The organism is Ralstonia psammae (assembly GCF_958405935.1).
Classification (GTDB): domain Bacteria; phylum Pseudomonadota; class Gammaproteobacteria; order Burkholderiales; family Burkholderiaceae; genus Ralstonia; species Ralstonia psammae.
Window position 1 is genome coordinate 41,931 of record NZ_CATZBU010000010.1, and the last position, 22,724, is coordinate 64,654.

Sequence of the window (22,724 nt, forward strand, 5' to 3'; positions counted from 1 at the left end):
ACAACCGCGCAGCACACCCGAAGCCCGGGCGACCGCGCCGAAGTCGACGTGAGGATGCAGGCTCGAGCGCAGCTTCAGTGCACGGCCCAAAGCGGAGTGGTCACGGCGGATGCAGCCAGTGCGGCCATTGCATTCACCAGGCGCGCGCCGGCGGGGTCATCATCCAGCATGTAATCAAAGCGGTAGATCAACCGGCCAGTGAGCGCATGCAGACCCACGCTGCCGCGCGACGCCGGCAGATCCAGGCACAAGCCGAGCGTCAACTGGAGCGCCGCTTCCAGGTCGACGCCGGAGGGCTCACCCAGGTCAATGCAGACCGTGACGAGGTCTGATGGCGCATCGGCGGTATCGAAGGTGAACCACAATTCGTACGCGCCGATACGGAGAGCAGGGGCGGCGAAGGCATTCGGGTCGTCCATGCCGAAGCGCGGGACGGTGGCGTGCGGCAAATGCGGCGTGCGGGAGGCAGACATGAAATGGGGTGGGCGATGCCCGCGCGCCGGTCATCCGGCAGCCGCGCGCAACTTGCATGCAATGCCGCGAGCGTACGACCGTTCGTTTTGGCGCGTGTGCGTGTTCACGAACTCATCATGGGCGCTGCGAAGCAAACCGGCGCGTGTCGACACTGCAGCGTGGCCGGCACGATGCAACGTCCGCGCAAGCGAAGCCATGCCCGCCGCCTGCCGCTGCGTGTGGCAGGCTGGTGCAATGCACAGCCTCGTCTGTGTGAAGTGCTTCCACTCTGGCCTCCTCTCTACGTTCTGCGCCCATGACACGCCACGACCTTGCTAGCCCGGCCCCCACGGCTGCCCTCACTCCCACCCCCGTCACCTATTCCGAGCACGATGGTGTTCGGCTTCTGCATTTCGCGGGCGCCGAGCATTGCGCGCAGGGCGCGATCCTGCTGTCCGAGCCGGATCGTCTGCTGTTGCCTTATGCGCAGCAGATGATGGCGTGGCTGCTGTTTCTGGACCCGGCGCAGCTTGCTGACGCCCACGTGGCTCAACTAGGTCTGGGCCCCGGTTCATTGACCCGCTTTTGCCACCGGAGGCTGCCGCAGGCTCGCGTCACGGCCGTGGAGATCAATCCGCTGGTGATCGAGGCGGCGCGCAGCGCGTTTCACCTGCCTGACGATGACCACCGGTTGCAGGTGTTGGCGCAAGACGCGCTGGACTGGGTGATGGACCCGGCGCAGCACGGCACGGTCGACGCCCTCCAGGTGGATGTGTACGACGGCGTGCACGACGGCAGCCCCGCCCTGCAGTCCCTGGCGTTTTATCGCGCGTGTCGGCGGGTCTTGCGTGCGCCTGGCGTGATGGCGATCAACCTGCACTGTTCGAACGAAGGCTTTGCCCGCAATATCGAGCGCATTTGCGAGGCGTTCGACTACCGCGTGCTGATCTTCCCGATCACCATGGTGGAGAACACCATCGCCCTGGCGTTCAACGGCCCCACCATCACGGTCGAGTGGGCCGCGCTGCAAGCCCGTGCCGAGGTGCTGCAATCCACATTCGGTTTGCCGACGGCGGATTGGATTGAGGGTTTGCGCAGGGTGAACCCGCATCAGCAAGGCAGCGTGTTGACCCTCTGATGGGCTGACACCGGCGCGCCCTGCAAGGTGCGCCGGTGCTGCAATGCATCTGCGTGCGTGCGCCTCAGGCGCGAATCCACGCGTAGGTGCCGTTCGAGAGGCTCTCGAACATATCGTCCGTGGTCTGCAGGATGTTGTCGCGCCAGTAACGGCCGTGCTCGGCGTAGTGGCCGAGGAGTTCGGCGAGCTGTTCGCCGTCGAGATCGGGGTCGTAGGCCACGCGCACGATCAGGATGATGCCGCCCGTGTCGCCGTCCAGGCCCAGTTGTGCGTGGTCTTGCGCGTAGATGGTGAGGTTGGCTTCCAGCATCAGCCGGAACACGCGCAGCGTGCGTCCGCCTGTGACGATGCCGTAGTCGAAGTTCAGGTAGAACGCTTCGGTGTCGTCTTCAACGGCGTCGATGATGACCTCGAACCCTTCCACCGTGAGGCGGCCGGCGGCGATGATGGCGTCGGCATCGGGAATTTCCAGATGCCCGCACATGTCGCGGATGAGGTCATTGCGGCGTTCCGTCGTCATGTTCAGGCGAGCAGGTCCTTGGCGGCCTTGGGGCCGGCTTCCAGCAGCTTGGCCAGGGCTTGTGCGCGGTTCAGCTCGTCTTCAAGCCTGGCGGCGGTCAGCATGTCTGCTTTGCCGGTCGCCGTGATGGCTTGGAGTTGTTCAGAGAATGCGGTGGGTGTATTCGCGTGGCCGGCAGTCTGGTCGGCCAGCGGCGTACGGTGCGCGGAGCGGGTTGCGGCGCTGGGGGAGGTGGTCGGGCCGAAGGTCGTCATGGCAAGCCCCTTGTGCGGAACAGGATGTCGGTGATGGCCTTCGCGTGAAGGAAGACGCCGGGTGGCGAGAGCGAAGCAGAAGCGATGCGCGCGCTGCAAAAAAAAAACCGTTCGGAAACGGCGCGGCCCCGTTTCCGAACGTTGACGGCGCGCGGGGCGCCGTCGAGAGCCGATCATTACGAGATCAGGTCCTTGGCGGCCTTCGGGCCCGCCTCCAGCAGCTTGGCGTACATGTTCGTGCGGTTCAGCTCGTTTTGCAGCTTGGCTGCCTCGAGCATGTCGGCTTCGCCTTGCTTGGTGACGCCCGACATTTGCGCGGTGTACGAAGCATCGCTGGCCAGGTTGCTGACGGTCGAGGCGGTGGTCAGTGCGGACATTACAAACTCCTGTGTGATGATGAGTAGGTGGTCTCGGGTGAGAGCCGGGTTTTCAACAACAGCCCAGAGGAAGGATGTCGTCGATTCGGTTCAGCGAACTTGCTGCTGTTGTGTTCGCCGTGTGTCTATATTCGTGCAAAGCGGCGTGCGGTGCTGTGCGCAAGGCGAAAGGTGATGTCGGTGTGCGAAGTGCGCCGCTGGTGCATTGCTGGTGTGTTGTTGGCTGTTGTGAAAGAGCAATGCGTTCATGTGTTGATGCTTCGTCCGCACAAACAAAATGGGGAACGGCCTGCACCGTTCCCCACGCAATCGACGCGACAGCCGACGCGGATGGCGCTGTCAGTGCACGTGCTCGCAGATGTCGACTGCAGCCGCGAAGCCTTGCGCGAGGACGCGATACTGGTCGCGTGCGGTTGCATCGGTGGCGCGCAGCGCGCGTTGTTCCATGTCGGTGGCGGTCTGCCGCAGCACTTCCGTGGCCTTGCGCAACGGACCGAAGTCCTTGTCGCCCTCGCGCCGGGCAAAGGCTTGGATGCCGTCAAACGTGTCGATGATGTCGAGCGTGAATTGATCAAACATGTTCGTCTCCAGACGAGAGAAGTGAGTTAGCGCTGTGCAGCGAGAAAATCTTTGGTGCCATCGGAGCTTTCGACGTAACGCAGCTCATCCACTGACAGCGCCGACGTGGCATCGGCCTTGGGGTCGCGCACACGGGCTTGCGTGACGTCCAGGACGATGTCCTTGATGTTGCTGCCGAGATCGCTGCGCACGTGGTCTGCCGTGGCGCGTACGCGGTCCGGATGCATGGCGGGGCCGGCAATGGAAAAGCGGTTGTCTCCCAGATACGCAATGCGCAGGCCGGGCTCCTGCAGCGACTCGCGCAGGTTCTCAATGATCTCCGGGGCAATTGCCAAGTCAGTGTGGATACCGGATGACACGGTGCGCAGGTCACGCAGCGTGGCCAGCTCTTCGGCGGCCGAAGTGACGATGCCGTGCACAGTCAGTTCCCCATCCTGCTGTTCGATCTGCAGACCGTCGATGTGGTGCTGTGCCAGGCTGGTGCGTGTGCGTTCGAGCAGCGGGATTTGCGCTGTGGGTTGTGTGCGCGCGGCTTGGGATGTCTCGCGTGTGGACGCCAGCAGCAACGCGCAGGGCGTCAGCAGCGCCACGGCGGTCACGCCCATCCAGCCCTTGCGGGCGCGCGGCCGCGCTGCCGTCGCCGCCTCTGCGGCGGAGGCTTCCGATGCCGCCGTGCCATGGTGATTCACCGCCGGCGCGGGCGACAGCAGGCGCTGTAGCAGGCTCAGATCACTGGGCCACGTTTCACCAACGGGGCCGACGCAGAGCACGACATCGCCAAAGCGGCGCGGCGATAGATCTTCCCAGGCGAGATCGCCATCGGCGGATTCGATCAGCACGCCTTGCTCGGCGTCCACGCATAGCGAGAGCGCATCGGCCGTCCAATCGGCAATGCGGATGCTGGCGTCGGGGCCATTGCCGACCGTCCAGCGGCCCGGCGTCAGATCGAGGCAGGCGCCGGCGTGCGCGCCGGCCAACACGCGAATGTGTTTGTTCATGGTCGTCATAGGGTGGAATCAGGAAGCGGGGGCAGCGCCAGGCCGAGACCCGCGCGGTAAGACCAGATGTCAGCCGTCCAGCGCTGTGCGACGGCGCTGCCGCGCGCAACGCTTTCGCCGCGTTCCCGACCGGTGCGCGGGCGCGAAGCACTCAGCAGAAGCAATGGGAGCAGCTTGTTGAATGTCTTCTCGCTATCCGTCAGCGGACGGGTGGCGGTGCACTGCAACGCGGCAATCGCCAGCAGGCGCGCCTTCACAGCGAGCAGCGTGGCGGGCGTACCTTCCAGCGGGGCCGCCTTCAGATACTGGCGCACGATGTCGAACGCCATGCGCAGCGGCATCGGTACGCCGGCCTGCATGGCATGCCGCACGGCCAGCAATTCCTGCTCCAGCCGTAGATATGCCGACGAATGCATGTCGAGCTGCCCGGCGGCGGCCGACTCTGTGGCTGCGTCGGTGTGTACGGGCTTGCTGCCATGAACCGATGACGGCTCGGCCGCGGTCTCCTGCAGATAGCGCATCAGCAGGGCGCGCCGGCCTTGCATGCTGCGCTGGTCCCGGGCCTGGTCGTCTTCGCCGTCGTTATGACTGTGCTGCTGGCCGACGCCAATGATCAGTGGTTCGACTTTCTTCGCATGCTCTTCCAGCATGAGCAGCAACTCTTCGAACGCACTGTCGGTGATGGGCTCTTCTGGCGACCCCGCGCCGCTGCGCTTGCCTGTGCGCGGCCGGCGCACGCGCTTGGCCACTTGCGCAAGATGCTTGTGATGGTGCGACTGCGCTTCGAGCTGTTGCTCCGCCAGTTCGTGGTCGTGCCCATGCACGCCATGCCGATGCCGCTTGCGATGGTTGGGGGTGACCGCCCCCGTCGGCTGCGTCTGCGTGGCATCGGGCAGCGCGTAAAGGCCCGGCGACGAGGCGGAGATTCGCGTCATGGTGCGCCCCCTATTGGAAGAGCGACTGCAGGATCGTATTGCCGAACTGCAGGATCGATGCCGCGCCCCACGGCGCCGCCACCACGATCACCACCGACACGATGATGAGCTTCAACCCATGCGAGATGCTGCTGTCCTGCAGCGAGGTCACGGCCTGTACGAACGAGATCAGCAGCCCCGCAATGGCCGACACCGCCACGGCGGGCAGTGATACCAGCAGGCACAGCATGAGCGCCGTGCTGGTCAATCGGGTGATGTTGTCGTAGTCCATGGCAGGGTACCTAGCGGTAGGTGTTGACCAACCCGTGAATGAGCACCGACCACCCGTCCATGACCACGAACAGCAGCAGCTTGAATGGAATGGCGACGTTGCTTGGCGTGACCTGCGACAAGCCCAGCGCCATCAGCAGGTTGGCGATCACGAGGTCGATGACGATGAAGACGAGGTACAGCAGGAAGCCGATGCGGAAGGCCGAGGTCAGCTCCGTCAGCGTGAAGGCGGGCGCGAGGACAATGAGATCGTCTTCCTTCAACTGCGCTGCCTTGGCCTCCGGCCACAGCTGCTGCGCGGAGCGCATGAAGAACGCTTTCTCACGCGCGTTGGTGTGCTTGTCCAGGAACTGCCGGAACGGCTCGCGCGCTGCGTCGAGCAGCGGCATGACTTGGCTGACGCTCGCGCTCGAATCATTGAGCTGCATGTGGGCGCGCTGCATGGCCTCCATGCCAACAGGGGCCATCACAAAGCACGACACGATCATCGCAATGCCGTTGAGCACCATGCTGGGCGGCACCTGCTGCACGCCCAGCGCATTGCGCAGCAAGCCGAGCACGACCACGATCTTGGTGTACGACGTGACCACCATGGCGGCAAACGGCAGCAGCGCAATGGCCACCGCCGCGATGATGAGCGAGGCGAACTCAATGTTCTGCATGGCGGGCGCTCATCGCCGAGATCTGCAGGCCAAGGTGGTCACCCACCGCCACGAGCTGGCCATGGCCGAGCGTTTGCCCGTGGCAGACCAGGCGCACGGTGGCGTCGCGCAGCAGCACCGGCAATTGCAGGACGTGGCCCGGCACCAGCGCGGCGAGTTCGGCCAGCGGCAGGCTCATCACGGCCAGTTCAAGATGCACCGGCACTTCGAGTGCTTCCACGGCGATGCCGTCTGCGGCCTCGTCCGCCGTGGGCGTATCGTCGTCTGCGAGCATGGGAACATCGAGGATCGTCACGGTGCCTTCCTTGTAATGAGCATGGGCGGTGAAGTGGGGTTGCCGGCTGTTGCCGAATGTCAGGCGTACGGCGCCTTCTTCGGTATCGGGCCGGTAAGCGCGCAGACCCCAGCCGAGCAGTACGTCGCCGGGCGCGAGGGATTGCAGGGTGGCCATCGCGCACTGCCGGCTCGCGACGCGGGCGTGTATGGGCAGGCCGATCACGCCGAGTTGCGCCAGCACAGTGTTGCGATCGGCCATCGGCGGGGCCGGCGGTGCGTGATGCCAATCCAGCGCGGCAATGCGGCAGGGGGTTTCGCCATGCGGGCCTTCAAGACGCAACAGCAGCGCCGGGTGGGACGGCGGCAGTGCGTCGGTGTGCTCGGGCGCGAACGCCGTCAAGGCGGCATCCCCCAAGCCGGCGGCAGACAGCCCATCGAGCATCGGAGCCAGCCAGAGCCCAGCCAATGCCGTGCGGCGCTCGGCGTCACCTTCCAACGAGATGGCGTGCAGTGCGGGGTGGCGTGTCCCGTCAATCACGACATCCACTGCGCATTGCGACGCACGAATGGCCAAGCGCAGCGGCGCTTGCATCGGTGCGGCGTGATCGGCACGATCGGCGAGGTGCAACTGCCACGCACCGGTATCGCCGTCAGAGAACGGTGTGCCAACCAGCCGCGTCAGCACGGCCTCGGCCGGCGTGAACGCACGCAGATGCGCATCGAGCGGGGATGGCGTTGGCCCGTGGTTCATAGCGAGTCGGCAGATTGCGTAGGGGGTGGTCACCAAAGGCGATCAAGGCGATCACCACACTTCGAGTTCGACATCGATGCGCTGCTCCAGCAAAACGTGAATGCGTTGGCGCAGTGCATCGCCGTGTTCGGAGAGTAAGTCGCGCGCCCGCGGGTGTGCCGCCAGGAAGCGAAGCCATAGCGTGTGGGGCGAAAGCCGCAGCGTGAGGCGCGTGTCGGGCAGCACGCGCGGGTCGAGGTCGAGCGTGACTTCCCAGCATTCGCCGCCGGCTTTGACGACGCGCGAGCCGCAAAACTTGGAGAGCAATTGCGCCAAATGCTCGGTCACAGTGTTGCCCACGCTGATTTCCGAGCATGTGCGGACCAGACGGCTGGCCATGGCCGAGGTGTGCTGCGCGGTCGGGGTGTCGGGGGCGGCGTCTTCTGGCTGCGCATCGGCGCCGTCGTGGGATGTGGAGGACTCGCGCTCGGGCTCGTCTTCACGCGCGCTGTCGTTGTCTGGGTCCGGTGGCAACCACAACGGATGCGCGGTGGGAGCGGGATCCACCAGTGTGCCGGTGCGCGCTTCGGCATTGCGCTGCGTGGCAGCACGCCGGGCTGGCGTGGCCGGGTGGGGTGCGGGTGCGGTGGGCGGCGCCCGCCACAGGCGTACAGACGTGGTCATGGCGGCTTACAGCGTGAGCTTGCCCACGGGCTGCAGATCAACGTACGCGCCCAGCTCCTGGAACGAATACACGTTCAACGCCTGCAATCGCGGCTCGATCATGCGACGGACATAGCGCCGGATGTCCATCGAGGTGACGATGGCCAGCGCACCGGACTGTGCCGCTGCGGATTGCGGCGCGCTGCGGCTCATGTGTTCGAGCCGCGTGACGATGGTGTCGACCTGCTGTGGGTCCAGCGTCAGGAAGTTGCCCGCCGGTGTGGGCTTGATCGCTTGCCGCACGGTCTGCTCCACCGCCGGGTCCAGCAGAATGGCGGGCATCTTGCGCGAGCCGCTGGTGGCCTGGTGGGCGATCTGCCGGCCGAGATCGCCGCGCACATACTCCACCAGCATCAGGGTGTCTTTTTCTTTCGGGCCCCAGATGACAAGGCTTTCCAGGATGGCGCGCATGTTGCGAATCGGCACCTGCTCTTCCAGCAGGCGGCGCAGCACATCGGCCATGCGCTGCGCGGGCACGGCTTTCTGCGCCTCGGTGACCAGACCCGGGTACTCGGTTGTCACGCGTTCCATGATCCACTGCGTTTCTTGCAGGCCGATGAACAGATGCGCGTGCTTGCGCAGCACGTGCACGACGTGATCGGCAATCACCTGTTCGGCGTGCAGGGGAGCGTCCGGTGCCGCCAGCGCTTTCGCACGCAGCGGCTCCGGCAGGGCCTCGGCGGACACCTTGCCTTCGGGCATCACCACCGGGTCGCCCGGGATGTCGTGCACCCGCACTTCGTAGCTGTCTTCAGGCTGCGCGGCGCTCTTCCACACGGCAATGCCGGGGAAGGGCAGGCCCAGCTCTTCAGCCAATGCGTGCCGCCCGCTTTGGAATGCAGCATCGAGTTTGGGAATGTCGAGCCCCTCTGCCAGCCGCATGCCCAGGCGAACCCCCAGGGGCGCCGTGAACGAAGGGGCCTTGTCTGCGATGGTCGGTGCTTTGTCCTTGGACCCCTCCCGCAGCAGCGCAGGCAGGGCGTCGGTATCGGTCGTGCTGCCCGCGTTCAGGCGCTTGCGCAGCGTGTAGCCAAAGCCAAACACCACGCCTGCCAGCGCCACAAACAGGAACGACGGAAACCCCGGCACCAGCGCGAAGCCGGCCAGCAGCGCACTGGCGGTAAACATGGCGCGCGCACTGGTTGAAAGCTGCCGCACGATCTCCTTGCCCAGCGAGCTTGGCTTGGCGCCGTGGTCGTCGTCCGACACGCGCGTGATCATCACGCCGGCGGCCACGGAAATCAGCAGCGAAGGGATCTGCGAGACCATCGCGTCGCCAATCGAGAGCACGGCAAAGCGGTTGGCAGCTTCACCGGCCGTCATGCCGTGATACGTGATCCCAATCACGATGCCGGCCAGGATGTTGACCAGCGTGATGACCAGGCCGGCAATCGCATCGCCCTTCACGAACTTCATGGCACCGTCCATGCCGCCGTGTAGTTGGCTCTCCATCGCCAGCAGCGCGCGGCGCTTGCGCGCTTCGTCTGCGCTCATGTGGCCGGCGCGCAAGTCCGCGTCAATACTCATCTGCTTGCCGGGCATGGCGTCGAGCGTGAAGCGCGCGCCGACTTCCGCGACACGTTCTGAGCCCTTCGCAATCACGATGAACTGCACCGTCGTGATGATCAGGAACACCACCATACCGACGACCAGGTTGCCGCCCACCACGAGCTTGCCGAAGCTCTCGATGATGTGGCCGGCGTCGGCATGCAGCAAGATGGATTTGGTCGATGCAATGTTCAGCGACAGCCGCAGCAGCGTGGTGAACAGCAGCAACGACGGAAATGCCGACAGCGATGTCGCCGCGGGGATGTACATCGTCACCATCAGCAGCACGACCGAGAGCGTGATGTTCAGCCCCAGCAGCGAATCGATCAGGACGGTGGGCAGCGGCAGCACCATCAACGCGATGACGGCGACCACCAGTGCGGCGATGCCGATTTCGCCGCTGAATTCGGAAACGGCGGATCTCTTGGCCATGTCGGTAGCCTCAGTTCAAGGTTGAAGGGGTGGTGCCCATGAGTTTTGCGCCGGGCTCTTTGGTGCCGCTGTCTTTGGTACCAATCTCGCCAACCCAGGCCAGCACTTCGGCCACGGTTTCAAACAGCGCTTCCGGCACGGGGTCGTTCACTTTGACGAGATACAGGGCGCGCGCCAGTGGTGGGTTGCCGATGATGGGAATGCCCAGTGCCTGGGCTTCTTCGCGCAGCTTGAGCGCTTCGTCGTCGACGCCCTTGGCGGTGATGCGGGGTAGCCCGTATTCTTCGGGCGCGTAGCGGATCGCCACCGCGTAGTGCGTGGGGTTGACGATCACGGCCTGCGCGCCCGCCACGGTCTGTTCCGGCTTGGCCTCGTCCACCATCTGGCGGGCGATCTGCTTGCGCTGGCCCTTGATATGCGGATCGCCTTCGCTGTTCTTGTGCTCGCGCTTGACTTCGTCCTTGCTCATGCGGTGGTCGCGGATGAAGAGCCAGCGCTGGATGCCAAAGTCCACTGCGCCGAGCAGCAGGAACAGCAGGCCGCCGGCTCCCAGCAGCTTCACCAGCATCGACATGCCGATCTCTGCGATGTCCATGACTGGCTGATACGGCGTGCCGACAATGGTGGGCAGCAGCATCAGCACCAGCTTCCACAACGCGGCGCCCACGGCCAGCGCCTTCACCAGCATCTTGAGCAGGTCGATCATCGAGCGCATGGAGAAGATGCGCTTGAGGCCCGACGCCGGGTTGATGGCGCTCATCTTCAGCTCCAGCGGCTTGGTCGACAGCACGATGCCGGTCTGCCCCCAGGTGGCAATCCAGGCGGCCAATGCGAAGACGAGGCTGACAGGCAGCGTCATCAAGGCGAGCTGCAGGGCGACGTGGCCGATGGTCTGTTTGAGTGTCATGGCCGGGTGCCGGGCGCCGTCCACATCGAGTGCGAGGTCCACGAGTGCACGCCATCGCTCGCCCAGCAGCGACGCCGTCATGGCCAGCAGCAGGCAGCCCGTCAGCAGGACAACGGCGGCGGTCAAATCTGCGCTCTTGGCGGTCTCGCCGTCCTTGTGCGCGTCTTTGAGCTTCTTGTCTGTGGGCTGTTCGGTTTTTTCGTCCGACATGGTGCGAGCGCAAGCGGCCGTGGTAATGCCAGGCATTGTGCGGACGCAAGCCACGCGCGCTCGTACCGCGAGCGAAGCCGGATGCGCTGTCCCGAAGCGGGCGTGCAGCCATCGCGTTTTACGTGGTGCCCGCTGGCCCGCACCGCGCCGAACTTCGCGGTGGCGCGTTCTTTTTCGGGCCGGCTGGCCGGCCCCCTGCATGCCAGCGTCTATGGTTCCACCCGAGGTCGGCCGGTTTCGCATCCACGCCGGCACTGACTGTTCTGATATGGAGAACCCCGCGATATGGAACCGATTCAATGCAGCAACCGCCTGCTGGGCGGGCTGCTGGAAGTGCTGATGTATGCCACCCGCAGCGGCCAGTTCGACAACGCCCAGGCATTGCTGACCGCGCTGCGTGCGCTGCGACCGAACTTCCGCGAGCTGGACTTGGTGGAAGGTTGGCTGCTGGTGGGGAACCACCAGTACGCCGATGCCGCACGCATCCTGCGCGAGCTGCACAACGGCCAGCCTGCCGAGAGCGTGGTGCCGTTTGCCTCCGCCATGATGGCGCTGTGCCTGAACGCGCTGGGCGACCAGGAATGGCACGTCTACGCCAACGAGGTACTGGCACGCGATGAAGACCCCGACTCCGTCGCCCTCGTGCGCACGCTGATTGGTGTGCAGGAAGAGATGAATGCCGGTATGACCCCCACCGATGCCCAGCCGGCCGCAGAAAGCGTGGACATGAGTGCGTACCAGAGCGCGCATTACTTCACGCGTGTTTAACCGACTTCCACGGAGCCCATCATGATCCAAGGTCCGACCGCCATTCCGCCCGTGACTGCCCAGATGCCCGGTGTGCCCGGCACCGGCACTGCGCCTGCTGAATCGACTACGTCAGCGCCGGCACCCGAACTCGTCTCGCGCTTCGAGTCGCTGCTGCAGAACGCCCGGCACGGCCAGCACCACGCCAAGGGGCCATCCGCCATTGGCGAACTGGTCAAGAAGGAAGACGCCGCTGTGCAAGCCACGATGGCGCGCGTGGAAGCCATGCCCGAAGCCGAGCGTGGCATGTCGATGCAGGAAGTGGTGGCCGAAGGGGTACGCGTGCAGATGGAGTGCGCGGCCACCATGACCAAGATCCACCTGGGCAGCACCATCGCGCATTCCGGCAAGAACGCCGTGCAGACCCTGATGCGGAACCAATGATGCGTGCCGACCTTCGATCCTGCCGCATGCGGCGCGGCGCGCTGGCATTGTTGATTGTGCTGAGCGCCATGCTGGCCGGCTGCAACAAGCAGCTCTTCGCGCAGTTGAGCGAATCCGATGCCAACGACATGCTGACCGTGCTGCTGCAAGCCGGTATCGACGCGCAAAAAAACTCGCCCGACGATGGCAAAACCTGGGCCGTGATGGTCGATCAGGACGCGTTTGCACGCGCGATGGAAGTCCTGCACAGCCACGGCCTGCCGCACGAGAAATACGCCAGCCTGGGCGACATCTTCAAGAAGGACGGGCTGATTTCCACGCCCACGGAAGAGCGCGTGCGCTTTATCTACGGCGTATCGCAGCAACTGTCGCAGACGCTGTCGCGCATTGACGGCGTGGCCGTGGCAAACGTGCAGATCGTGCTGCCGAACAATGACCCGCTGGCCACGGTCGTCAAGCCGTCCAGCGCATCGGTATTCATCAAGTATCGACCAAGTGCCAATGTGTCGTCGCTCGTGCCCAGCATCAAGAACCTGGTCGTACACAGCGTGGAGGGGCTCACCTACGAAAACGTGAGCGTGACGCTCGTACCGGGTGCGATGGATGCCCCCCCTGCGGCTAGCGCTGCGAGCCGTGCGCCGGCCGGTGTGTCGTGGGGCACGCTGGGTGGGGTGGTGGGCGGCCTGGTGGTGATCGTGCTGCTGTGGCGCGCCGCGACCCGATTGGCTGCCGTGCGCACGCGCCTGGATGCGGTTCGCGCAAGTGTGGAAGCCAAGCTGCCGGCACGTTGGAAGAAAAGCGCAACAGCATGAACCGCACTAGCGTTGCCCCCGACCCGGCTGCCACCATGATCCTGCGCATGCTGCATGCCTATCAGGAACGGCTGCGCAGCCTTCCGGCCACGCTGGATGCGCCGGGCGTACCAACGGTGTTGCCCAAGGACTGGCGCCAGCTTTGTGCCGCGCTGGGTGTTCGGCAGGTGGGTCTGCCGACGCTGCTGGCGAACGCCCATCGCCTGGTCGTGCTGGATGCGGACGATCTGGCGCGCGTGCTGGCGGCCCGTGTGTTGGTGGCCCGGCGTGGTGCGCTGGCACGCTGTATCGATGGCGCTTACCTGTCTGGCGTCGCAGCGCTGCTGGGGCAGCCTGCCTTGGCGGCGCTCACGGCGCGCGAGCACTGGTCGCCAGATGCCGGCGGGCCGCTGCCAATGCTGGACTTGCAGCAACTGGCGCAAGCCGGCCTGCAAGCGTTGATTGCCGAGGGCGCGGTGACCGACCCGTCGCTGGCGCAATTGATGCGCCTGACGATCAACATGCACGCGCCCGTGCCGGTATGCGCAGGCGTACCTGCCGCCGATGCGCAGACCACAACCTTCATGGCCGAGCTGCCCGTTCTCTTTCCGGAGTTGTCATGGTTATTTGGCTGAGGCGCGACGCTGCACTGGGCGTCGGCTCGGATGTTATCCGCGCTGAAGACTACCGGCACGTGGTGGACTTGGATGCCGCATGGCAGGCCGTTCAGGCGGCACGCGATGCGGCCGTGGCCGATGCGCATGCGCAGGCGGAGGCCATCGTCGCCGAGGCCCGGGCCACCGCCGACGAGATACTCCGACAAGCCGATCAACGCGCACAGCGCAGCGCCAAGCTGGGCTATGCAGCAGGCCAACGGCGCGCGCTGGAAGATTTCCACGCCTCGATGGCCACGCGCGCCCATGACGACGCCGAGGCAACACGCCGTGAAGAAGACCGCCTTGCAACGACGGTCATGCAGGCGGTGGAGCAGGTGGTGCTGGAAACCGACCGGCAGGCGTTGTTCGCCCGCGTGGCGGCCACGCTGGGCCGCGTGCTGCAAAGCCAGTCGAGGCTGACGGTGCGTGTGTGTGCCGATGAGATCGACGCCGCCCGTGCAGCCTTCGCCAAGGCTGTGCAGACCGGTACGCTCAACGCCGCCTTCGAGGTACTGGCCGATGACCGCGCTGAACTCGGCCACTGCCAGTGCGAGTGGGATCACGGCGTGGCCGATGCCAGCCTGCGCGTGCAACTGGCCGCGCTGCGGCAAGCGCTGTCTGGCAAGCGCCGCGTGGCGGCCGAGCCAAGCGTTGCCTACGTAGACGACGAAGACGCGTTCGACGAGGACACGGTATGACCAAGGCCGCGCTGATCGACGCCCTGGACGAGGCCATCCGCAATACGGCAACTGTTCAGCGTTTTGGCAAGGTGGTGGAAGTCACCGGCACCTTGCTGCGCGTGGGCGGCGTGGACGTCAAGCTGGGGGAACTCTGCACGTTGACCACGCCCGATGGCACCGAACTGCAGCAGGGCGAGGTCGTCGGCTTTAGCGAACACTTTGCGCTGCTGGCACCGTTTGGCGGCGTGGTGGGCTTGTCGCGCTCAACCCGCGTGGTGCCGAGCGGGCGGACGCTTTCCGTGGGCATCGGCCCCGGTTTGCTCGGGCGCGTGCTGGACGGGCTGGGCCGGCCGGCTGATGGTGGGCCGCCGCTGGATGTGTATGGCTACGTGCCGGTGTTTGCACAGGCGCCCGATCCGATGTCGCGTCGTCTGGTGGAACAGCCGCTGGCCACCGGCGTGCGCGTGATCGACGGCTTGGCAACGCTGGCCGAAGGGCAACGCATGGGCATCTTCGCACCGGCTGGCGTGGGCAAGAGCACCCTGCTCGGCATGCTGGCACGCGGCACCGAATGCGACGTCAACGTGATCGTACTGATCGGCGAGCGGGGGCGCGAGGTGCGCGAGTTCATTGAGCAGATCCTGGGCGAGGAGGGCATGCGCCGCTCGGTGCTGGTGTGCGCCACGTCGGACCGTTCCTCGGTGGAGCGCGCCAAGGCGGCACACGTTGGCACTGCCATTGCAGAATATTTCCGAGACCAGGGCCTGCGTGTGTTGTTGATGATGGATTCGCTCACACGCTTCGCGCGCGCACAGCGTGAGATCGGCTTGGCTGCGGGCGAGCCGCCCACGCGACGCGGCTTCCCGCCATCGGTGTTTGCCGAGCTGCCGCGCCTGCTGGAGCGTGCGGGCATGAGCGCCGACGGCTCCATCACGGCGCTCTACACCGTGCTGGCCGAAGATGAATCCGGCAACGACCCCGTGGCCGAAGAAGTGCGCGGCATTCTGGACGGCCACCTGATCCTGTCGCGCGACATTGCTGCGCGCAACCGCTATCCGGCCATCGACATCCTCAACAGCCTGAGCCGCGTGATGACGCAGGTTGCCCCCCAGGACCATTGCGCCGCCGCCGGACGCATGCGCCAGTTGCTCGCCAAGTACAACGAGGTGGAGACGCTGCTGCAAATGGGCGAGTACAAGGAAGGCAGCGACGCCGTGGCCGACACGGCCGTGCAATGGAACGGCTGGATGGAGGACTTCCTGCGCCAGCGCACCGATGAGTGGTGCAGCCCTGACGAGACAGCACGACTGCTGGGCGAGGTGGCCCAGGCATGACGCGCAAGCGCTCGCACGTGTGGCACACGTTGATCGAAGCCAAGACGCGCCAGCGCCGTCGCGTGGAAGCGGAGATCACCCTCGCGCAGCAAGCCGTTGCCGATGCGCAGAACGCCGCCGAAGAAAGCCAGGATGCCTGCGAGCGCGCGCACGACCGGTTGCGCGGCCATATCCGGCGCATGGACGCGTTGATCTCCGCCCCCGTGTTGTTGGCTGATGCCTACCTGCGCTACGACGCATTTCGTGGCGAGCTGGACGATGCGGTTGTGCAGACCGAACAGGCCGTGGCCGCCGCACACGCCGCCGTAGCCGAACGCGAGGCGGAGCTGCAGGCGCGCCGGCAAGCCCTTGCGCGCCTGGATGCCATGCTGGACCAATGCCGCAAGACTGCACAGCGCATTGACCAGCAAGACGCCACCGAGCGCGAACTCGCCACCGAGGAAGAGGCTGTGGAGGCCATCCTCGCGCGGCCACGCCCGCAAGCGGCGCCCTGAAGATCATCGAGACACCTGCATGGAATCCATCGATACCGTCTTGCACGCGTGGTTCGCCGTTGATGAAAGCGCGGAAGTTATCCTGGCGCTGCTCGCGCTGTCGTGCGTGCGCATCATGACGGTCTTCGCCATCCTGCCGGCCACGAGCGACCAGATGCTGCCCGGCATGGTGCGCAACGGCGTGGTGTACACGCTCGCCATCATCGTTGCGGTGGCGCAGCCGCCCAGCGTGGCAGATCAGTTGAGCGCGGCCAGGTGGTTTCTGCTGGCGGGCAAGGAGATCTTCCTCGGTGCTTGCCTAGGCTATGCCGCATCCACGGTGTTCTGGGTGGCGCAGACGGCGGGCACCATCATCGACAACATGGCGGGGTTCAACAACGTGCAGATGAGCAACCCACTGCGCGGTGACCAAAATACCCCCATCAGCAATACGCTCCTTAATCTTGCTGTCACATTGTTCTATGCAGCGGGCGGCATGCTGTTTCTGCTGGGCGTGCTGTTTGAGTCGTTCCACTGGTGGCCGTTGGGCGCGACGTTGCCCGACATGAGCGCCGTGGCGCAGAGTTTTCTGCTGCAGCAGACCGATTCCATCTTCTCTACGGCGGTCAAGCTGGCCGCGCCGGTGATGATGACGTTGTTCCTCATCGATGCCGGCATCGGGCTGCTTTCGCGCGCGGCCGACAAGCTGGAGCCGGCGTCGCTCGGCCAGCCGATCAAGGGCGTGGTGGCGATTCTCATGGTGACGGCGCTGGTAGTGGCCATGTCCAGCCAGGTGCGTGACACGCTCACCTATAGCCAGTTGCTGCAGAGGGTCAAGAGCGGTCTGGTGGACAAGCCGGCGGACGACACGGTGGGCGACGGCAGGTCGTCAAAAACGAAACCAGTGCGGTGAGGATTGTTCAGCGCGTGACGAAACTTTGTTGAGATTGTTGGTGCCGTGATTTCTTACGATGTCCTTAGAAGATTCACCACCGAGTTGCCGGCACCACGCCGGGCGCAATGACCTCACACGGGAGCATCGTCATGCTGGGAAACATCTACTTTGCCTTGGCCTCTGGGCTTGCCGCGCGCGAACGTCTGCCCGACTACGCGAAGGCTGTCTTCGCGGAGGATTTCGACCGCGCGTATCAACTGGTGGATGACCACGGTGGCTTGCAGGGTAAGGATGCAAGCGACTACGCCGGCGTGCTGGCCATGGCCGATGCCTCCATGCTGCTGGAGTGCGATGAGGATGCCGAAGAAGCCTTCCGCACCGCCCAAAGGTTGATCCGCCATTCGGATGATCAACTGCGCGTGGTGTCGTGCCGCAACACGGGCTGGCAATCGTTGCTGCGCGATCGCTATTCCGCTGCGGCAGGCTGCTTCTCGCGCATGGCTGAAGATGAAGGCGCCACGTGGCCGCAGCGCATTGAAGGCATGATGGGCCTGGCGCTGGTGCACCATCAGCTCGGCCAGCAGGATGCGGCGGACGAGGCCTTGCAATCCGCTCGCGCCATCGCAACCGAGCGCAACGACACCGGCTGGCTCGCCACGCTCGATCTGATCGTCTATGAGTTTGCGGTGCAATCCGGCATTCGCTGCTCCAACCGCTTGCTGGAACACGCGTTCTGGCAATCGGCCGAAGTGGGGGCTGCACTGCTGCACCATCATGGCGGCCGTGATGGCTGGGCTGGCAATGGCAAGCACGACGCGACCATTCCCGCCATGATCCAACGCCGCGCCGAGTATCTGGGCCTGCTGCGCCGCATGGCCGACGGCGATCGCACCAGCGTGGATCCGCTCATGGCCATCGTGAGCCAATCGCGCCGCATGGGCAGCCGCCTGTTGATGCAGACGAAGGTGGAAGTCGTGCTGGCCGCGCTGAGTGGTGAACAGCACGACGTGGCGGGCAAGGTGTTCGACCAGATCTGCAACCGCGACACCGCGTTCGGTGGGCGCCGCTGGAACTTCGACTACCTGTATTGCCGCGCCAAGATGGCCGCGCAGCGCGGCGATGCGGCCGGCGCGCTGAAGTACTACACCGCCTACATGCAAGACGCGCTGCGCTGCCTGCGTACCGAATCGCCCGGCGTGCGCCGCGTCAGCCAGGCCACGCCGGCTGCCTCGCGCGCGTCTGACGACGTAAGCGCACGGCTGTCTGCCAAGTACCGCCGCGCCTACCACTACATCCTCGACAACATCGAGCGCAGCGACCTGACCACGCGCGAGGTGGCCGCGCATATCAACGTGACCGAGCGTGCGCTGCAGCTCGCCTTCAAGAGCGCGGTGGGCATGTCGCCCAGTTCGGTCATCCGCCGCTTGCGCCTGGAAGGCATTCGTTCCGACCTGCTGGACGAAGGCCGCGGGCCTTCGAACATCATCGACACGGCATCGCGCTGGGGCATCCGTAGCCGCTCGGCGCTGGTCAAGGGCTACCGCAAGCAGTTCAACGAAGCACCCTCTGAAACCGTCTGGCGCTGAGCCGCACAAGGGCCGCGCGCATGTGCGCGCGCGGCCCGTCTTCTTCATCCTCTCGGAGTGCAATCATGCATCTGACTCGAACAACGAGCCGGAAGAGCGGCGCGCGCGCGGCGTTCGTGCGCTTGATGGGTGTGGTGGTCACGGCGCTGTCGTTGGCGGGCAGCGCCGCTGCTGCGGCCATCCCATGGCAGTCGCAACGGTTTGAATACGTGGCCGACCGCAAGGACGTGAAAGATGTGCTGCGTGATCTGGGCGCCAGCCAGCACGTCATGACGTGGGTCTCGCCCCAGGTGGAAGGCAGCGTGACGGGCAATTTCAATGAAGCCCCGCAAAAGTTCCTGGACCGCATGGCCGCCACATTCGGCTTTGCGTGGTACTACGACGGCGCGGTGCTGCGCGTGACGGGGGCCAATGAAGCACAGAGCGCCACCATTGCGCTGCAACGCGCGTCCACCGCGCAGGTCAAGCGCGCGCTCACGCGTCTGGGCGTGACGGACCCGCGCTTCCCGGTGCTGTATGACGACGAGACGGGCAGCGTGGTGGTGTCTGGTCCGCCGCGCTTGGTTGAGCTGGTGCAGGACATCGCCCGTTTGATTGACCGCGGCCGCGAAGACGCCAACCGTACCGTGGTCCGCACGTTCCCATTGCGCTATGCATGGGCGACCGACCACACCATGGTGGTGGACGGGCAGAGCATCACCATTCGCGGCGTGGCGTCCATCCTCAACAGCATGTACGCCAACAACGCGCCCAGCACAGAAAACCAGACCGCGCCGCGCGGTGGTGATCGCCGGGTCGACAGCGTCGCCCCGGGCGAAGCCAACGCCGGCCGTGGCGGCACGCGCGCACTCTCGGGCCTGGGCGGCAAGCCGCCGCTGCCGCCGGGCGGTGTTGGCCAATATGCGGGTGGCAATGCTGCCGCGCCCCTTCCGGCGGGCGACGCACGCAGCCGCACCGATGCCTTCCAGGAAGACGGTGGCAGCGCCCCGATCATCCACGCAGACCCGCGCAGCAATTCGGTACTGGTGCGCGACCGCGCCGATCGCATGGCTGCACACCAGTCGTTGATCGAATCGCTCGATACACGCCCGGCCGTGCTGGAAATCAGTGCGAGCATCATCGAGATCAGCGAGACCGCGCTGGAAGACCTCGGCGTCGACTGGCGCCTGCATAACAGCCACGTCGATTTGCAGACGGGCTACGGCACCAATACGCAACTCGTCAACCCGGGCTCGCTCGACGCGGTGTCGACCACGGCCAACGCGGCGGCGGCCATTGCGGCCACACCCACCGGCGGGGTGCTCACTGCCGTCATCGGCGGGGCATCCCGGTACCTGATGGCGCGCATCAGCGCGCTGCAGCAGACCAACCAGGCGCATATCACCGCCAGCCCCAAGGTGGCGACGCTCGACAACACGGAGGCCGTGATGGACAGCAAGCAGAACTTCTACGTGCCGGTGGCGGGGTATCAATCGGCGGACTTGTACAGCATCTCGGCGGGGGTGTCGCTGCGCGTGCTGCCGATGGTGGTGACGGACGGCGGCACTTCGCGCATCCGCCTGAACATCCACATTGAAGACGGCCAGATCACCAACCAGCTGGTCGGCAACCTCCCGGTGGTCAACAAGAGCGAGATCAACACCCAGGCGCTGATCAACGAAGGGGAGAGCCTGCTGATTGCCGGCTACTCGGTGGACCAGCAGACCAAGGGTGTGGATGCGGTGCCAGGGCTGTCGAAGATTCCGCTGCTGGGCGCGCTGTTCCGGCATGACCAGACTTCGGGGCAGCGGTTTCAGCGGTTGTTTCTGTTGACCCCGCGAGTGGTGGCGCTGTAGCACGCATTGCCCATGCGCCAAAAGTAAAGCCTCCCGTTGGGAGGCTTTATTCGTTTTGCGCGCCGACGAGTGGGCTAGCGGGTTAGGGGTTAGCGGTGCTCGGAGGGGCCCGCCGTGTTCTCCCGCTGAAGTGCATTCCAATGCTGCTGGGCGATGGGCAGCAGCGCCACGGCCAGCCCCTCACTGCGCTCCTCGGGGGTGGCGCTTTGATCCGCCCGTACGAGTCGATGGAGGGCCTTTGTCTGAGGGTCTTGCGCAAGCCGCGTCGCCAACTGCGGCAAAAGACGCCTGAGGGCGCTCGAGCCTTTGGCGCCATCTGCGACCTTGCTGAGATCCAGCACGAGTTGACGGCCGGCCTCTGACGCCAGCAACGGCTTCAGTTCCGTCTGCAATGACGCAGGCAGGGCGTCGAGTGTGGCCTGGGCGTGTGTCGCGTTCCACAGATGCTGGACGAGGGGCGTGAGCTGTGCGGCCACTTCGTGCGATGGGTTGGCGGATGGGAAGCGTCGTGCCTGATCGCGCAGGTTCTTGATCTGCGGGTGGCTTGCGATGCCGTGCGCCAACGCGGGAAGCCTCTGCTGCAGCCGGCTGTTGCCGCGCACGCCAAATGCGCTTTCGCCAATGGCGATCACCAGTTGGCGCCCCGCGCTGGAGGCCACCAGGTCGGCCAGTTCATGCTGCAACGTGCGCGGCAACGCGCGTGCGGCAGTGCGCAATCGCTTTGATACCTCAGGATCGGGCTCCATGTTGAACGCCTCGGCCAATGCCTGCCGCATGGCGGCGGATTCGTTGGCTTGCGGGGCCAGGGGGTTGCGCACGGCCTGGTTTCGAATCTCCGGTAGCCTTTCATGGGCATCCTTCAGCCGGAACGCAACCGACACCAATTGCGCGTCGTTCATGCCGCTGCCCGAGCCGAAGACGGCGTTTTCCATTTCATCGTTCTTGCGCTCGATGTCGGCGTGCAGCAGTTGAAGCCGGGGGTCGTGCTTCATGGCCCATTCGCCACGCGCCTTGCCGATGTCGTTGCTCAGGTGTTCGGGAAAGTGAACCTTGCGGCCCGGTATCGGGGTGATGAGCGATTTCGGCAGGCCCTGCATGGTGAGGCCCGTGCACCCGCGCAAATCGATGGTGATGTCGCGCAAGTTGCCGATGGAAGCCGGCACGGTACGTAGCTGCGGGCAGTGAGAGAGATCGAGTTTCTTCAGGCGGCGCAGTTTGCCGATGGAATCGGGTATCGAGGTCAGGCCAGGGTTGTTGTCCAGCTTCAGCTCAGTGAGTTTGGTCAGATTGCCGATGCTGGCAGGCACATCGCGCAGGTAGGTATGCGCCAAGGACAGGGTCTTGAGCTTCTGAGCATTGCCAATGTCGCGCGGCACCCATGTGAGGGGCGAGCGCTCTATTGCGAGGTGCTCCAGGCTTACCAGACCGTGCATGGACGGCAACTCGCGCACGCCGCTTCCGACGATCTCGAGGTGCTTCATCTGCCTCAACTGTCCCAGCGTATCGGGCAGCGTGTGCAAGCTCGCATTGTTGCGCAGCTTGAGGGTCTCGAGCATGCCGAGATTGCCCAGGTCATGCGGTAACTCGCGAAGGTCGCAATCCGACAGGTGGAGTGCCTTGAGGTGCGCGATTTCGGAAACGATGTCCGGCAGACGTAGCACGGGCGTCGTCATCAACCTGATCTCGTTGGCGAACTCCTGACGGCCTCGTGCCACGTCTTCGATGTGGTCTCGCGCGGTGTTGAGCTGACGCGCTGCGCTGAAGCCAGGGGGCGGGTTTGCCGGTCGGTAGTCTGCAATTTGCGCCAGCATTTGCGTGTGCCATTGTTCCAGCGCCTGACGGACACCGGACCCGGCAATGCGCACATGCAGCGCGGCGGCACCCTGCAACGGGCTATCGGGCGCCGCGGCCAGCCCATGGAGCGGACTGTTCGGTGCCGTGCGTGCTGTACCGGGGCGCGTGCTGGCAGCGATGTTGGGGCGAGCCGCGGGGGCTTCACCGGCATGGGCGGACGCGCGGCGCAGGCCGAAGAGCCCCGCAAGGCCGCGGCGGCGCGGTTGTTGCGCGGGCGCCTGCCGTGCCGGTGTGGCATAGGCGGGAACGCCGCCACGCGGTGGCGTGGCATCGGGTGCGGGGGCATGCGAGGCCCGCCGGAACGGATTGATCGAGGGCATGGAGATCGAGGCAGATGGCTGCGCGGACGATGGTGTCGCGCGGCTGTTGTTTGACAAGGCGCCAGGCGCCAAAGCATTCGCCCCGCGCAAACATCGC

General features: G+C 65.3%; 25 protein-coding genes. 11 read left to right on the top strand and 14 right to left on the bottom strand.

The window, feature by feature from the left end; genetic code table 11:
- Nucleotides 1-74 precede the first annotated feature (74 nt).
- Nucleotides 75-473, bottom strand: a complete 399-nt coding sequence (locus R2N16_RS18345) for a type III secretion system chaperone family protein (RefSeq protein WP_316667254.1) — start codon at nt 471-473, stop codon at nt 75-77.
- Nucleotides 474-769: 296 nt separating this feature from the next.
- Here R2N16_RS18345 and R2N16_RS18350 point away from each other — a divergent pair, with 296 nt between their 5' ends.
- Nucleotides 770-1,591, top strand: coding sequence for a methyltransferase domain-containing protein (locus tag R2N16_RS18350; protein WP_316667256.1), 822 nt, complete (start codon nt 770-772; stop codon nt 1,589-1,591).
- Nucleotides 1,592-1,655: 64 nt separating this feature from the next.
- On the opposite strand, the gene R2N16_RS18355 is transcribed toward R2N16_RS18350, so the two are convergent.
- The 12 genes from R2N16_RS18355 to sctU form a co-directional block, all read right to left on the bottom strand.
- Nucleotides 1,656-2,111, bottom strand: a complete 456-nt coding sequence (locus R2N16_RS18355) for a CesT family type III secretion system chaperone (protein ID WP_316667258.1) — start codon at nt 2,109-2,111, stop codon at nt 1,656-1,658.
- A 2-nt stretch (nt 2,112-2,113) separates the two neighbouring features.
- Complete coding sequence (locus R2N16_RS18360) at nt 2,114-2,365, bottom strand: hypothetical protein (protein WP_316667260.1); 252 nt, start codon at nt 2,363-2,365, stop codon at nt 2,114-2,116.
- A gap of 176 nt (nt 2,366-2,541) precedes the next feature.
- Nucleotides 2,542-2,742, bottom strand: a complete 201-nt coding sequence (locus tag R2N16_RS18365) for a serine kinase/phosphatase (RefSeq protein WP_102065725.1) — start codon at nt 2,740-2,742, stop codon at nt 2,542-2,544.
- Between the two features lie 339 nt (nt 2,743-3,081).
- A complete protein-coding gene (locus R2N16_RS18370) occupies nt 3,082-3,321 on the bottom strand; it encodes a type III secretion protein HrpX (protein WP_316667263.1) in 240 nt (79 codons plus the stop codon).
- Nucleotides 3,322-3,347: 26 nt separating this feature from the next.
- The gene (gene hrpD5, locus R2N16_RS18375; RefSeq protein WP_316667265.1) at nt 3,348-4,319 is read right to left on the bottom strand and encodes an HrpD5 family protein; all 972 of its coding nucleotides are present in this window, start codon (nt 4,317-4,319) and stop codon (nt 3,348-3,350) included.
- Nucleotides 4,320-4,324: 5 nt separating this feature from the next.
- Nucleotides 4,325-5,254, bottom strand: coding sequence for a type III secretion protein HrpV (locus tag R2N16_RS18380; RefSeq protein ID WP_316667268.1), 930 nt, complete (start codon nt 5,252-5,254; stop codon nt 4,325-4,327).
- A gap of 10 nt (nt 5,255-5,264) precedes the next feature.
- On the bottom strand, nt 5,265-5,525 hold the full coding sequence (sctS, locus tag R2N16_RS18385; protein ID WP_024978147.1) for a type III secretion system export apparatus subunit SctS: 261 nt from the start codon (nt 5,523-5,525) through the stop codon (nt 5,265-5,267).
- Between the two features lie 10 nt (nt 5,526-5,535).
- Nucleotides 5,536-6,186: a type III secretion system export apparatus subunit SctR gene (gene sctR, locus R2N16_RS18390; RefSeq protein ID WP_102065728.1), complete on the bottom strand. Its 651-nt coding sequence runs from the start codon at nt 6,184-6,186 to the stop codon at nt 5,536-5,538.
- Nucleotides 6,173-7,213, bottom strand: a complete 1,041-nt coding sequence (gene sctQ, locus R2N16_RS18395) for a type III secretion system cytoplasmic ring protein SctQ (RefSeq protein ID WP_316667271.1) — start codon at nt 7,211-7,213, stop codon at nt 6,173-6,175. The genes sctR and sctQ overlap by 14 nt, the downstream gene beginning before the upstream one ends.
- Before the next feature lie 51 nt (nt 7,214-7,264).
- Entirely contained in the window at nt 7,265-7,876 is a 612-nt protein-coding gene (gene sctP / locus R2N16_RS18400) for a type III secretion system protein SctP (RefSeq protein ID WP_102065730.1), read from the bottom strand.
- Between the two features lie 6 nt (nt 7,877-7,882).
- Nucleotides 7,883-9,895, bottom strand: coding sequence for an FHIPEP family type III secretion protein (locus tag R2N16_RS18405; protein ID WP_316667274.1), 2,013 nt, complete (start codon nt 9,893-9,895; stop codon nt 7,883-7,885).
- 10 nt (nt 9,896-9,905) lie between these two features.
- The gene (gene sctU / locus R2N16_RS18410; RefSeq protein ID WP_102065732.1) at nt 9,906-11,012 is read right to left on the bottom strand and encodes a type III secretion system export apparatus subunit SctU; all 1,107 of its coding nucleotides are present in this window, start codon (nt 11,010-11,012) and stop codon (nt 9,906-9,908) included.
- Nucleotides 11,013-11,297: 285 nt separating this feature from the next.
- Between sctU and R2N16_RS18415 the strand changes: the two genes are divergently transcribed.
- From R2N16_RS18415 to sctC, 10 genes are all read left to right on the top strand, one after another.
- Complete coding sequence (locus R2N16_RS18415) at nt 11,298-11,780, top strand: HrpB1 family type III secretion system apparatus protein (protein WP_102065733.1); 483 nt, start codon at nt 11,298-11,300, stop codon at nt 11,778-11,780.
- A 21-nt stretch (nt 11,781-11,801) separates the two neighbouring features.
- Nucleotides 11,802-12,203 carry a type III secretion protein HrpB2 gene (locus R2N16_RS18420; protein ID WP_102065734.1) on the top strand — a complete coding sequence of 134 codons (402 nt, stop codon included), beginning with the start codon at nt 11,802-11,804 and terminating at the stop codon, nt 12,201-12,203.
- A 26-nt stretch (nt 12,204-12,229) separates the two neighbouring features.
- Nucleotides 12,230-13,015 carry a type III secretion system inner membrane ring lipoprotein SctJ gene (gene sctJ / locus R2N16_RS18425; protein WP_316667280.1) on the top strand — a complete coding sequence of 262 codons (786 nt, stop codon included), beginning with the start codon at nt 12,230-12,232 and terminating at the stop codon, nt 13,013-13,015.
- Nucleotides 13,012-13,629 (top strand): type III secretion protein HrpB4, encoded by a 618-nt coding sequence (locus R2N16_RS18430; RefSeq protein ID WP_316667282.1) that lies wholly within the window; start codon nt 13,012-13,014, stop codon nt 13,627-13,629. Before sctJ ends, R2N16_RS18430 begins: the two co-directional genes overlap by 4 nt.
- The gene (sctL, locus tag R2N16_RS18435) at nt 13,614-14,348 is read left to right on the top strand and encodes a type III secretion system stator protein SctL (protein ID WP_316667285.1); all 735 of its coding nucleotides are present in this window, start codon (nt 13,614-13,616) and stop codon (nt 14,346-14,348) included. Before R2N16_RS18430 ends, sctL begins: the two co-directional genes overlap by 16 nt.
- A complete protein-coding gene (sctN, locus tag R2N16_RS18440) occupies nt 14,345-15,664 on the top strand; it encodes a type III secretion system ATPase SctN (RefSeq protein WP_102065738.1) in 1,320 nt (439 codons plus the stop codon). Before sctL ends, sctN begins: the two co-directional genes overlap by 4 nt.
- Nucleotides 15,661-16,158, top strand: a complete 498-nt coding sequence (locus tag R2N16_RS18445) for a flagellar FliJ family protein (RefSeq protein ID WP_316667288.1) — start codon at nt 15,661-15,663, stop codon at nt 16,156-16,158. The genes sctN and R2N16_RS18445 overlap by 4 nt, the downstream gene beginning before the upstream one ends.
- Nucleotides 16,159-16,177: 19 nt before the next feature.
- Entirely contained in the window at nt 16,178-17,050 is an 873-nt protein-coding gene (gene sctT, locus R2N16_RS18450; RefSeq protein WP_316667290.1) for a type III secretion system export apparatus subunit SctT, read from the top strand.
- 131 nt (nt 17,051-17,181) lie between these two features.
- A complete protein-coding gene (gene hrpB, locus R2N16_RS18455) occupies nt 17,182-18,618 on the top strand; it encodes a transcriptional regulator HrpB (RefSeq protein WP_316667292.1) in 1,437 nt (478 codons plus the stop codon).
- Between the two features lie 65 nt (nt 18,619-18,683).
- Nucleotides 18,684-20,453 carry a type III secretion system outer membrane ring subunit SctC gene (gene sctC, locus R2N16_RS18460; protein ID WP_180815221.1) on the top strand — a complete coding sequence of 590 codons (1,770 nt, stop codon included), beginning with the start codon at nt 18,684-18,686 and terminating at the stop codon, nt 20,451-20,453.
- A gap of 89 nt (nt 20,454-20,542) precedes the next feature.
- On the opposite strand, the gene R2N16_RS18465 is transcribed toward sctC, so the two are convergent.
- The gene (locus tag R2N16_RS18465) at nt 20,543-22,627 is read right to left on the bottom strand and encodes a leucine-rich repeat domain-containing protein (protein WP_316667295.1); all 2,085 of its coding nucleotides are present in this window, start codon (nt 22,625-22,627) and stop codon (nt 20,543-20,545) included.
- Nucleotides 22,628-22,724 lie beyond the last annotated feature (97 nt).